The organism is Agrobacterium sp. a22-2 (assembly GCF_012276985.1).
In the GTDB taxonomy this organism is placed as follows: domain Bacteria; phylum Pseudomonadota; class Alphaproteobacteria; order Rhizobiales; family Rhizobiaceae; genus Allorhizobium.
Window position 1 is genome coordinate 81,409 of the sequence record NZ_JAAXMM010000003.1, and the last position, 11,542, is coordinate 92,950.

General features: G+C 64.2%; 15 protein-coding genes. All 15 read right to left on the reverse strand.

Translation table 11 applies throughout. The features are described 5' to 3' along the window. Positions 1 to 2: 2 nt before the first annotated feature. The 15 genes from hypE to cybH all read right to left on the reverse strand — a co-directional run bounded on the left by hypE (position 3) and on the right by cybH (position 11,529). Complete coding sequence (gene hypE / locus HFC70_RS05845) at positions 3 to 1,055, reverse strand: hydrogenase expression/formation protein HypE (RefSeq protein ID WP_168472282.1); 1,053 nt, start codon at positions 1,053 to 1,055, stop codon at positions 3 to 5. Next, entirely contained in the window at positions 1,052 to 2,209 is a 1,158-nt protein-coding gene (gene hypD, locus HFC70_RS05850) for a hydrogenase formation protein HypD (RefSeq protein ID WP_168472283.1), read from the reverse strand. The genes hypE and hypD overlap by 4 nt, the downstream gene beginning before the upstream one ends. Next, positions 2,206 to 2,433 (reverse strand): HypC/HybG/HupF family hydrogenase formation chaperone, encoded by a 228-nt coding sequence (locus HFC70_RS05855; protein ID WP_112829417.1) that lies wholly within the window; start codon positions 2,431 to 2,433, stop codon positions 2,206 to 2,208. Before HFC70_RS05855 ends, hypD begins: the two co-directional genes overlap by 4 nt. Then, complete coding sequence (hypF, locus tag HFC70_RS05860; protein ID WP_168472284.1) at positions 2,424 to 4,700, reverse strand: carbamoyltransferase HypF; 2,277 nt, start codon at positions 4,698 to 4,700, stop codon at positions 2,424 to 2,426. Before hypF ends, HFC70_RS05855 begins: the two co-directional genes overlap by 10 nt. A gap of 4 nt (positions 4,701 to 4,704) precedes the next feature. Then, complete coding sequence (gene hypB, locus HFC70_RS05865) at positions 4,705 to 5,595, reverse strand: hydrogenase nickel incorporation protein HypB (protein ID WP_168472285.1); 891 nt, start codon at positions 5,593 to 5,595, stop codon at positions 4,705 to 4,707. Beyond that, positions 5,595 to 5,936, reverse strand: a complete 342-nt coding sequence (gene hypA / locus HFC70_RS05870; RefSeq protein WP_168472286.1) for a hydrogenase maturation nickel metallochaperone HypA — start codon at positions 5,934 to 5,936, stop codon at positions 5,595 to 5,597. Before hypA ends, hypB begins: the two co-directional genes overlap by 1 nt. Then, positions 5,929 to 7,041 carry a nickel-dependent hydrogenase large subunit gene (locus tag HFC70_RS05875; RefSeq protein ID WP_168472287.1) on the reverse strand — a complete coding sequence of 371 codons (1,113 nt, stop codon included), beginning with the start codon at positions 7,039 to 7,041 and terminating at the stop codon, positions 5,929 to 5,931. The genes hypA and HFC70_RS05875 overlap by 8 nt, the downstream gene beginning before the upstream one ends. Further along, on the reverse strand, positions 7,038 to 7,562 hold the full coding sequence (gene hybE / locus HFC70_RS05880; protein ID WP_168472288.1) for a [NiFe]-hydrogenase assembly chaperone HybE: 525 nt from the start codon (positions 7,560 to 7,562) through the stop codon (positions 7,038 to 7,040). Before hybE ends, HFC70_RS05875 begins: the two co-directional genes overlap by 4 nt. After that, the gene (locus HFC70_RS05885; protein WP_168472289.1) at positions 7,552 to 7,767 is read right to left on the reverse strand and encodes a rubredoxin; all 216 of its coding nucleotides are present in this window, start codon (positions 7,765 to 7,767) and stop codon (positions 7,552 to 7,554) included. The genes hybE and HFC70_RS05885 overlap by 11 nt, the downstream gene beginning before the upstream one ends. Further along, positions 7,764 to 8,612: a hydrogenase expression/formation protein gene (locus HFC70_RS05890; RefSeq protein ID WP_168472290.1), complete on the reverse strand. Its 849-nt coding sequence runs from the start codon at positions 8,610 to 8,612 to the stop codon at positions 7,764 to 7,766. Before HFC70_RS05890 ends, HFC70_RS05885 begins: the two co-directional genes overlap by 4 nt. Next, positions 8,609 to 9,058 carry a hydrogenase accessory protein gene (locus HFC70_RS05895; RefSeq protein ID WP_168472291.1) on the reverse strand — a complete coding sequence of 150 codons (450 nt, stop codon included), beginning with the start codon at positions 9,056 to 9,058 and terminating at the stop codon, positions 8,609 to 8,611. Before HFC70_RS05895 ends, HFC70_RS05890 begins: the two co-directional genes overlap by 4 nt. Before the next feature lie 174 nt (positions 9,059 to 9,232). Beyond that, positions 9,233 to 9,523 carry a HypC/HybG/HupF family hydrogenase formation chaperone gene (hypC, locus tag HFC70_RS05900; protein WP_168472292.1) on the reverse strand — a complete coding sequence of 97 codons (291 nt, stop codon included), beginning with the start codon at positions 9,521 to 9,523 and terminating at the stop codon, positions 9,233 to 9,235. 89 nt (positions 9,524 to 9,612) lie between these two features. Continuing rightward, positions 9,613 to 10,188, reverse strand: a complete 576-nt coding sequence (gene hupE, locus HFC70_RS05905) for a nickel permease HupE (protein WP_168472293.1) — start codon at positions 10,186 to 10,188, stop codon at positions 9,613 to 9,615. A gap of 10 nt (positions 10,189 to 10,198) precedes the next feature. Then, positions 10,199 to 10,798, reverse strand: a complete 600-nt coding sequence (locus HFC70_RS05910; protein WP_168472294.1) for a HyaD/HybD family hydrogenase maturation endopeptidase — start codon at positions 10,796 to 10,798, stop codon at positions 10,199 to 10,201. Further along, positions 10,798 to 11,529, reverse strand: coding sequence for a Ni/Fe-hydrogenase, b-type cytochrome subunit (gene cybH, locus HFC70_RS05915; RefSeq protein WP_168472539.1), 732 nt, complete (start codon positions 11,527 to 11,529; stop codon positions 10,798 to 10,800). The genes HFC70_RS05910 and cybH overlap by 1 nt, the downstream gene beginning before the upstream one ends. Positions 11,530 to 11,542 lie beyond the last annotated feature (13 nt).

Sequence of the window (11,542 nt, forward strand, 5' to 3'; positions counted from 1 at the left end):
GCTCAACAGATCCGCGGGAGCTGTTCGCCCGACAGCCAGTCGACGATCCGCCCGCCGCCGAAGCTGGTGGTCATCTGCACGAAGCCGTTCGGATCCTCAACGGCATGGCCGATCAAGGCGGCGTCCCGGCCAAGTGGATGGGCCTGCATGGCCGCCAGAATGCTCTCGGCACCCTCCGGTGCGACGATCGCCACCAGTTTGCCCTCGTTGGCGACATTCAGCGGATCGAGACCGAGGAACTCGCAGGCAGCGGCTACTTCCGGCTTGAGGGGGATCGCCTCTTCGTCGATGCGGAAACCGACACCCGACTGGCTGGCGATCTCGTTCAGGGTGGCGGCGATCCCGCCGCGCGTCGGATCACGCATCAGCCGGATATGTCCGCCGCCCGCCGCCACCATGGCCGCGACGAGCCCGTGCAGGGCGGCACTGTCTGAGACAATGTCGGTTTCGAATTCGAGGTTCTCGCGCTTCGACATGACAGCGACGCCGTGGTCGCCGATCGAACCGGAGACGATCACCGCGTCGCCGGGACGTGCCGCGTTCGAGCGCAGGTCAAGCCCGGCCGGGACCACGCCGACGCCGGCTGTGGAAATGAACACGCCGTCGGCCTTGCCGCGCTCGACCACCTTGGTATCGCCGGTGATGATCGGCACGCCGGCCTCGCGCGAGGCCTCGCCCATGCTGTGCGCGATCCGGTCGAGATCGGCCAGCGGAAAGCCCTCCTCGATGATGAAGCTTGCCGACAGATAGAGAGGCCGGGCGCCGGCCATGGCAATGTCGTTGATCGTGCCGTGCACGGCAAGCGTGCCGATATTGCCGCCCGGAAAGAACAGCGGCGAGACGACATAACCATCCGTCGTCATCACCATGCGGCCGGCCTCGACCACAAAGGCCGACTGGTCGTTGCCGGCCCGCAGCCAGTCATTGTCGAACGCCTTGTGAAAAATGCTCTCGATCAACAGGCCCATCGCCCGACCGCCGGCGCCGTGGGACATGTCGACACGGCCGTTCCTGATATCGAGCTTGCGCTTGTGGGGTTTCACGATCACGTTCATGCGACGGCCTTTCCGGGTTCGGCACTCTTGGCATGCTCGCGAAAGCGGCCATAGGTCCAGTGGGCCGCACAGGCACCCTCGCTCGACACCATGCAGGAGCCCATCGGGGTGTCGGGCGTACAGGCCGTGCCGAACAGCTTGCAGTCGGCGGGCTTCTTGACGCCGCGCAGGATGGCACCACAGTCGCAAGCCGGATTGTCCTTCGACGCAGGAGTGACCATCGCAAAGCGCTTTTCCGCATCGTATTCAGCGAATTCCGGCCGCAGGCGCAGCGCGCCATAGGGCACTTCGCCAAGCCCGCGCCATTCGAAGCTCTCGCGCAGCTCGAAGAAAGTCGCGACCTCGGCCTGCGCCCTTTCGTTGCCAAGGGCGGTCACCGCGCGGATATACTGGTTCTCGACTTCGTGCCGGCCGTCATTGACCTGATGGACGAGCATCAGGATCGCCTGGATGACGTCGAGCGGCTCGAAGCCGGCGACGACCACGGGCTTCTGGAATTCCTCGGCGAAGAATTCATAAGGCTCGGTGCCGATAACGGTCGAGACATGGGCCGGGCCGATGAAACCGTCGATCTTGACGGTCCCGAGCTTGCGGACATCCGGGCTTTCCAGAATGTTCTGGATGGCGGCAGGCGTCAGCACGTGGTTGCAGAAGATCGAGAAATTCTTCAGATCCTTCTGGATGGAGAAGCGCAGCGCCAGTGCTGTCGGCGGCGTCGTCGTCTCAAAGCCGATGGCGAAGAAGACGACGTTGCGATCCGGCTCGGCTTCGGCGATCTTGAGCGCATCAAGCGTCGAATAGACCATGCGGATGTCTGCGCCGGCGGCCTTCGCCTTGAGCAGGCTTGTGCCGTTGGAGCCCGGCACCCGCATCAGGTCGCCATAGGTGCACAGCGTGATTTCCGGCCGCATGGCCAGCGCGATCGCCGCATCGATGCGACCGATCGGCAGCACGCAGACCGGACAGCCCGGCCCGTGGATCATCCGCACGTTCGGCGGCAGCAGGTCTTCAAGCCCGTAGCGGGAGATCGCATGGGTGTGGCCGCCGCAGAACTCCATGAAATGGTAGGAGCGGGCGGGATCTGCCGCCGCCGTGATCTGCCGGGCGATGTCCTTGGCGACGCGCCCGTCGCGATATTCGTCGATGTATTTCATGCGGCATCTCCCAAAGCGGCCTGCCGGAGGAGTTCGAGTGTTCTCTCGGCCTCCTCCGGATCGATCTTCGCCAGCGCATAGCCGACGTGAAGCACGAGGTAGTCGCCCGGCTGGACATCATCGACAAGCGCGGTCGAAATGATCTTCGACACGCCGTCGAGCGTCACCTTGGCCATGTTGTCGGGCAGCACTTCCTTCACCTGGACGGGAATGGCTAGACACATATGAGACTCTCCTTCACTTCGGCGGCATTGTATCGGATGATCTGACGGGCAAAGGCCGCCTGGCCAAGGGCAATGCCGCCGTCATTGGCCGGAACCCTGGATGGCAGAAAGGGCTTCAGGCCGCGTGCGCGAAGGGCATTGGCGAGGCCTTCCGCCAGAACGCGGTTCATCATGCAGCCGCCGCCAAGGGCGATGCGGTTAATGCCGTTCGCCTCTGCCTGCGCCGCCGCCCATGCGGCCAGGCCGGCGATCAGGGTACCGTGGAACAGATCGGCGGCTGCCGAGCCTGCCAGCCGGTTTTCGGCCATGTGGACAAGCAGGGCACGGAAATCGAGCATGCCGCCGTCGATCCGGAACCCGCCGGAGAGGCCCTTCGGGGCCTCGACAAGCGCTTCAAACTCCATCGCCGCCTGCCCCTCATAGCTCTGCTCCAGGCGGACGCCGGCAATGGCGGCGGCGGCATCGAAGAGCCGGCCGAGGCTCGATGTGCGCGGCGGCTGCATGCCGCGATCGAGCATGGCGGTCAGTCTCGCAACGCCTTGGTGCCCCGGCCAGAGCAGGTCGACAAGATCGGCGCGCCCGGCCATGTGGAGTGCAGCCACGCCCATGCGCCAAGGCTCGCTCGCGGCCTTGTCGCCGCCGGACAGGGGCAATGCCTTGAGCGAACCGGAGCGCCGCCAGGTATGACCATCCACCAGCAGCATTTCACCGCCCCAGATGCCGCCGTCGGCACCATAGCCATGGCCGTCCAGCGCCAGACCGATGACGGGACCGGAGATCCGATATTCGGCGGTGACCGCCGCGATATGGGCCAGGTGATGCTGGACCCGCACCAGCGGCAGGCCGAGGCCTTCGGCGATCCGCACCGAGCGGAAATCCGGATGCAGGTCGCAGGCGGCATAATCCGGCCGGACATCGAGGATGGAACAGAGATGGGTGATCGTCTCGTTCAGGAATCGGATCGTCTCGGCATTGTCGAGACCGCCGACATGCTGCGAGAGAAAAGCCTCGCGGCCGCGGGTGATGCAGATTGTGTTCTTGAGGTCCGCGCCCAGGGCGATCACCGAAGGGCCGTCTTCGCCGAGATCGACCGGTTCCGGCACGAGGCCGCGTGCCCGCCGCAGAAAGGCCGGCGCGCCGTCGATCACCTGCATGACCGAATCGTCGGCGCGAACGGCAATGTCCCGGTTGTGCGTGACGATGAGATCGGCGATGCCGGCCAGCCGCCGCCGTGCGTCCTCATTGTCGGCGCAGAGCGGTTCGCCTCCCGGATTGGCGCTGGTGGCAACCAGCGCGGCGGGACATTCGGGTATCATTTCGGTCAGGGCATCGAGCAAGACGTGGTGCACCGGGGCATAGGCGAGCATCACGCCGATCCGTTTCAGGCCGGGGGCGACAAGGCGGGATACGGCATCGCGCGCCTCGCACAGCACGACAGGATGCGCGGGGCTTTCGAGCAGGTCTGCCTGCTGCGCGGTGACGCCTGCCAGCATGCGGGCGGCCGCGGTGGTCCTGACCATCACCGCAAACGGCTTCTGGTCGCGCCCTTTTCGTTCACGCAGGCGGATGATCGCGGCATCGTTGCGGGCGTCGCACAAAAGGTGGAAGCCGCCGATGCCCTTGAGGGCAACGATCTCGCCGCGACAGAGGGCCGTGGCGATGGCATCGATCGGATGGCTGAGCGCCGGCCCGCAAGCGGGACAGGCGACCGGCTCGGCATGAAAGCGGCGATTGTCGGGATCGCGGTAGTCCGCGCTGCAGGCCGGACACATCTCGAAGGGCGCCATCGAGGTCTGGGCGCGGTCATAGGGAAGGGCCCGCGTGATGGTGAAGCGCGGGCCGCAATGGGTGCAGTTGACGAAGGGATATGCAAAGAAACGGCTTGCGGGATCCGTCAGTTCCCGCTGACATTCTTCGCAGGTGGCGGCATCGGCGCCAATCCGCGTCGCGGACTGTCCGCTAAGGCTTTCGAGGATTTCGAAGCGTTCTCCACCCGCCGCTGGCAGCTCGATAATGTCGACCGCGTCGATGCGCGCCAGCGGCGGGGCGTCACCGTACATCGCCTCGACAAAGCGGCGAGCCGAGGCGCCCTCGATCTCGATCAGAACGCCGGTATTGTCGTTGAGGACGAAGCCCGAGAGCTGCATCTTGTGGGCAAGCTGGTAGGCGAAGGGGCGAAAGCCGACGCCTTGCACGCAGCCGCGAACCCGCAGCCGCAGCCGCCGGACGGGATCTGGATCAAGGAGGCTTACGATCGCGCCCGTCATGGTTTCAGGCCGCCTTTGCCGCCTGGCGGGCCGCGGAGGCTTCGAGCCAGGCGTAGAAGGCTTCCATGCCTTCGCCGGTGCGGGCCGACACGATCAACGTCTGCAGGCGCGGATTGACGCGCAAGGCGTTGGCGATGCAGAGCCCGACGTTGAAATCCAGATGTGGCAGGAGATCCGACTTGTTGAGGATCATCAGGTCGGCAGCTGCAAACATATCAGGGTATTTGAGCGGCTTGTCCTCGCCTTCGGTGACGGACAGCACGGCCACCTTGTGGGCTTCGCCGAGATCGAAGGCCGCCGGACAGACGAGGTTGCCGACATTCTCGATGAACAGGACCGAGCCCGGCTGCGGGTGCAAATCCTCGACCGCGTGGCCCACCATATGGGCGTCGAGATGGCAGCCCTTGCCGGTATTGATCTGGATCGCCGGGGCTCCGGTTTCGCGGATGCGGGCCGCATCGTTCGAGGTCTGCTGGTCGCCCTCGATGACGCCGATCGCCAGCCGGTCCTTCAGTTCGTTGATCGTGCGCACCAGCAGGCTGGTCTTGCCCGAGCCGGGGCTGGAGACGAAGTTGAGCGCGAAAATGCCGTGGCGGACGAAAAAGGCGCGGTTCTTGTCGGCATGGTGATCGTTCTTCGACAGGATGTCGGTCTCGATCTGGATGATGCGTTCCTGGCTGAGGCCCGGCACATGCACGCCGGCAATACCCTTGCCATAGTGCACCGCGCCGTCTTCCGCATGGTGATGATCGTGGTCGTCGTGATGGTGGCCGTGGTCATGATCGCCATGATGATGGTCATGCGCATGGCTATGTCCGTGATCGTGCCCGTGGGCTGCATGGGCCTCGCCCTTGTCGATCACTGCCGGGGTTCCGCAACCGCATACCGTGCACATCAGATCACCTCCATGTCTCTGATCTTCAATTCATCGCCTGCCGTCATCTGGACGCGGTGATTGCCGCAGTCCGGGCAGGCGCCAAAACGCTCCGTCAATGCCACCGTCTTTCCGCAGTCGAGGCACCAGCCTTCTCCGGCGATCCGGTTGATCTCAAGGGCGGCATTCTCGGCCATCGTGCCGCGCCGAATGGCATCGTAACAGAAGGAAAGCGCCTCCGGATTGACGTGACTCAAGACTCCGACATCGAGCCGGATCGACCGGATGGCGCTGGCACTGTTGGCCCTTGCGGTTTCGCAGGCGATCTCGACCACACTTTCCATCAACGACATCTCATGCATGGGTGGCCTCGCGCATGTTGATTTCAAACGCCACGCATGGGTCAAACAGCGCGGCGAGTTGCGATACGACCTTGCGGCCGGCCTCGCCATCGCCGATCTTACAGGAGAGCAGCGTTTCGACAAATGGACCGGCCGGGTGGAAATTCCATTCCGTCGGTGCGAGAATCCGGTAGGCGGAAATCGATCCATCGCTGCCGATTTCCGCCTGGTGATAGAGCCGGCCCCGCGCGCATTCCACCGCACCATAACCGCCCGCGCCGGGGCTTGGTCCGTCGCTGAACAGTGGTGCCAGGTCACGATCCTTGCCATCGGCGATGCCCTGCAGCAGGTTGAGACAGAGGCGCACGTCCTCGATGCGTGCCAGCAGACGCGCAGCCAGATGGGGTTCGTTCGGCGTCGCCGAAGCGCGCAGCCGGGCATAGGCGCCGGTTTCGGCAACCCGGCCGGCCAGATAGGGAAGGGCCGTGTAGCCGGTTTCGTGGACAAGGTGGCTCAGGACGTCCTCGTCGTCATGGACGGTGAGTGAATCCGGCCGGCGCAGGCGGAAGATCCGCTCGCCGCGGGCCTCGTCGAGGATTGCCGCACATAGCGTCCCCGTCGCGGGGACATCGCCCACTGTCGGTACGCCGAGGGCGGCGGCGGCGCTTTCCAGGCGAGCGGCCGGCAAGGCCATGTGCTTGATCGGCAGGCTGCCGGTACGGGCTCCCGTGATGATGTTCTGCGAGGCGGCAAGTGCCTCGCGCAAATGCACGCCCGAGGCCGCCGTAAGGTCCGCAACCCGGTGCGACGGCCAGTGCAGGACCAGCGCCCGAAGTGTTTCGAAGGCGCGTTCCGCCAGCAGCCCGGCGGCGGCCGACCGCCGCTCGTCAGCGCTCATGGCCCGATCCGCGGTACGCAGCACCGCCAGCCGGGCGGCGATCGATTGAGCGAACCCGCAGAGCGAAAACAGTTGACCGGCCAGCACCGGAGCGTCCTCGGGGCGGCGGCCGACGAACATGCGGGCCAGGCCTTGCGGCCGGCTGCCGGTCAGTTCGACGGCACAGACCTGGCCGCGCGATACCGTGACGTCGATCCTGATCGTTCCTGCCCCGAGCGCGAAGGTCATGGGCCAACGTCCTCTTGCTGACGAAGGCGCCCGCGCAGCAGGTCGCGGCGATTGACCTCGGCCGGTGGCCTCGGTGGCTCTTCGAGGATCGGCGGGTCGAAAAAGGCGCGGGCGGCTTCTTCTGCCGTTTCCAGGGCCGCGTCCATGGAGCCGAATTCGAAGACGGGCGAAAAAAGCGAACAGCAATCCAACCGGCCGAAACCCTCAAGTTCGCCGGCAATGAAGTCCACTTCGCCGGCCGGCAGTCCGATGCGGATTGTTGTACCCGGAACGACCGCCGGGGCCGGATGCCCTTCCGGCAGGTCGGCGGCCACGAGGTTCATGAACCACGGCGTCGTGACGATGCCGAAGACGCGTCCGCCATAGCTGCGAAAACCGCTTGCTGCGACCGTGAGTGCCGGATTGCAGATCGGCAGGTCGTGCATCGAGCGTTCGAAAATGCCGCGATAAAGCGTTTCCAGGCTCTGGCCGAGCGCCAAAGCCGCATCGTCGCTGGTCTGGATGGCGAGGTCAGCGTCCATCGCCCAGTCTCATGAATTTCGACTGCAGGGCGTCGCAGTTCGGACAGCGCCAGTCTTCGGGAAGGGCTGAAAACGGCGTGCCGGGCTCGATCTGCCAGACTGGGTCGCCCTCCGCCGGATCATAGACGTGCCAGCAGATGCCGCACTCCATCTTGTCGTCGTCCGAGACCGTCTCTCGCTTGCCGAAATTCTCGAAGCTGCTCATTTGAAATAAGCCTCTTCGATTTCGCGCAGCCGCATTTCGGAATCGCGGAAATCCTCTTCCGCGGCGATCGCGACGGAGGGGATGTCGCAGATTTCCAGCGTGTCGAGAATGATCGTGTCCATGGCATTGTAGAACTGCACGGACCAGACATTGCGGGCGCCTGTTGCCACCACGCGGCAGGTGCCGTAGCCGCGCGAGGTGAGTTGCACAGGTCCGGCACCCAATGTCTGCTGCAGGAAGCTCATGTCCTCGGGGCTCATTGGAAACAGCGAGAAGGTGATGATATGCGGCTCGTCTCCCTCCTTGTATCGCGCGATCCGGTCGCCGATCTCGTGCAGCACCGGCATAACGTTCATGGCGCCTTCGGGAGCCGGCCCGTGGACGATTTCCGGCGGAAGCACAACGCAGGCCTGCCGCACCGCGGCCGGGATGGAGGCGACCTCGACATAGTCCGCCAGCAGTGTCCCGTTGGCATCGGTGAAGCGGACGCGCCAGACGCCGGCCATGACCGCCTCCTGGATCTGCGCCAAGACCCCGTTCGCAAGCGCCGCGATGCCGGCCACTTCGCCTTCGCCGAGCGTCTGGGTGATGAGCTCCTTGTCATCGTCGGCAAAGTCGGTGATGTCGAAAAGCTGGCCCGGCTGATCGGCTTTATGCACGGCCAGCGCGTCGGCGATCCGCGGCAACAGTTCGGCGGTCTGGCGACAGCGCCGGATCATCTCTTCCGCCGAGCTGGTGGCCAGATAGTTCAGTTTTCGCGTGCGCAGCGGCGGCTCTGCACCGATCGGCATCACGGTCATCGTCGCATCGTCGCCCTCGGGCGCCACCCAGAAACCTGCTTTCATCGAACGATCTCCTTGCCGGCATGGGTAATTTCGACGCGCGGGCCGCCCGATGGGGCGAGGACCGGCGCATCCGGCAACAGCCAGGCGCCGATCTTCTCGATATAGTCCGACCAGTCGCGGATCTTGCCGAGCACACCAAGCGGCTGGTCGCGCCGCGTCACGACAAGGCTCGGCATCACCACCACGTTGAAACGTGCCTTGAGGCTCTCCTCGGCGGCTCTGTCGATCACGGCGCCGCGCAGTCTGCCCTGGAAGGTCCTAAGCAGTTCCGGCAGGACGACCGCCACGTCATCGGCTTCGGGCCGCTGCTTGGGATCGCCGGTGAAGAAGAGAATGCAATTGTCAGGCTCGCCTTCGGCCGGGGCCAGGAAGGCATCGATGTTTGTCTCGTCGACGAACGGCAGCCCCGCCTGATGGCGCAGTGCGCCTATGAGATATGATGGCATTATGTCCTCCCTGATCGGCATGCCGGTATTTTAGCGTATGATCTGCAAGTGCCGTGCCAGCTGGAAGGAAAGACGAATTCCATTGATCTGAAAGGACAATTTCCAGCACAAAGGCTGTTGGCGACAGTTTAAGTGGAAAGTTTGTTTTCAGCATGAAAACAAACCTCTCAGACGTCAGCGCAGGTGCTCGGGTAGTTCCGGCTCGCGGGAGACGAGATCGGCGAACAGATGCTCGAAGTTGCGCCCTTCCACAGCTTCGGCAAGCCCCTCGAGGGCGTTGTCGATCGTCTGCGCCTCGGCTGCGTCCAGCACCCGGATGGCCGAGCCGAGATGGGTCAATACGAATGTGCCGGGCGGCTGGGCGCCGACAAGCATCATGGAAATGGATGAAATCGCCTCATGACGTCTGCAGCGCGCGGTCAGTTCGTCGCCTTCAACGACCTGCATGGGTATGCCGATGCACATGCCGCTCTCCTCTCGTTGGTTATCCGGTACAAAAACAGCAAACGCGCAAGGTTGACCTTGCGCGTTTGCGTGCCGAAGCCTGCAGGTGGTCAGCCCGCGAGAAGTGCGGCGCCGGAGACGGCCACGACCGCGCCGGCAATGCGCGCGGCGATCTGCCCGGCCTTGCCGAAGCGCAGCGCGCCGAGCGCGATGCCGGCCGCGTGAAGGACGATCGTCGCGGCAAGGAAGCCTGCGACATAGCCGGCCGCATGGGACATGGCCGGCAATTCGGTGCCGTGGGCATGGCCATGGAACAGGGCGCAGAGGCCGACGATGGCAGAAGCGCCTGCGGTCGGAACCTGGATTTCAAAGGCAACCAGCAGGCCGAGGATCGCGACGGTGAGGGCGATGGCAGTCTCGACCATCGGCAGCGGGACGCCCGAGATGCCGAGCATGCCGCCGACGGCCATCACCGAGACAAAGGCGGATGGGACAATCCAGCGGGCCTTGCCGCCGAGCGTCGAGGCCCAAAAGCCCACGGCGACCATAGCCAGCACGTGATCGAGGCCGCTGATCGGATGGCTGAGGCCGGCCAGCGCCCCGTCGCTGTGCAGGCCGACATGGGCATGTGCAACCGATGGCAGGGTTACGGCCGCCAGCGTGGCCAGGATGCGAGCATATCTCATGAATTCCTCCCTAGAGAACCGGTGCGGGCTGGGCCTCGCGCCGTTCGTAGCTTTCAAAATCGATATCGTTTTCAAGCAGTGCCGGAACGACCTCGTCTGCCGACCGGGGACGGATCGCGATCCCCCATGCAGCAAGAAGATCGGCCGCGATCTGCAGTGCCCTTGGAATGACGGCCTTGACCGGCCCGGTCAGCGGGCCGCCCCAGTCTTCCAGATCGACCGGCTGGCAACCGATCAGCGCCAGTTTTTCCGGATAGTGGCCGAGCAGGTCGGCGGCGCTCAGGACTTCCTGGAAACCCGTCTGGTGCAGGCTCATCTTCTTCGCCCCGGTGAATTTCGGCACCTCCTCGTCCTCGACGAGCTTGAGCGTGCCGGGCACCAGCCCGTAGTCGATCGCGTCGAAGACGATGAGATGGTCCGCCTCGGTCACGAACTGGACGAGATAGAGGCCCTGTGTGCCGCCGTCGAGAATGGTGACATTGTCCGGCACCGCATAGGCGCGATGAAAGGCTTCAACGGCGCGCACGCCAAATCCTTCGTCCGCCCAAAGGATGTTGCCGATGCCTAGCACCAGGACACGGGGAGCTGTGGAGGCGTGATGCTGCGCCATCAATCCGCCTCCTCGTCCTTGAACAGCCGCTCGCCGGAGATCATCGAGGAGATGATCGATTGGCGGCTCATGATGTCCTCGCGCACCGCCACATAGATGTGGACGATCATGAAAATCACCAGCACCCACATGCCGAGATGATGCCAGGTATGGACGGACTGGCTGTTGGGCCAGATCGAAAACACCCAGCCGAACAGTTTGTACTGCCAGCTGTCGATGCCGGCACCTTCGGCATAGAGGGCAAAGCCGGTGGTGATCATGAAGATCGTCGGCAGGACCACGGCGAAGAACATCGAGAACTGCGCCAGCGGATTGTGGCCGATGTATTTCTTCGGGTGCTTGACCATGAAGGAATACCACCAGATCTCGTGCAGCCATTCCTTCCAGAACCGGCCGCTCCAGAAGGGAAAGTAGAAGATCTGCCGTGAATGGGGATTGCCGACAAACGCCCAATAGACGCGCATCAGGAACCCAACAGCCAGGATCTGGCCGGCGGCAAAGTGCGTGAAGCGGATATATCCCATGAGAAAGTGGTTCGAGGCCTCGCCGGAGAGCGTCGGTGGCGGGCTGCCGATGAAGTAGCCGGTGACCATCAGGATGACGATGGCCAGCGCATTGACCCAGTGCCAGATGCGCACCGGGACCTCATAGACATAGACGCTCTGGCGGGAGACCGCCGCTTCGCCGTGGGAATCGGAGGCTGCGACCTTTTCGGTCACGCTTTCGGTCATGCTCATGGCATCC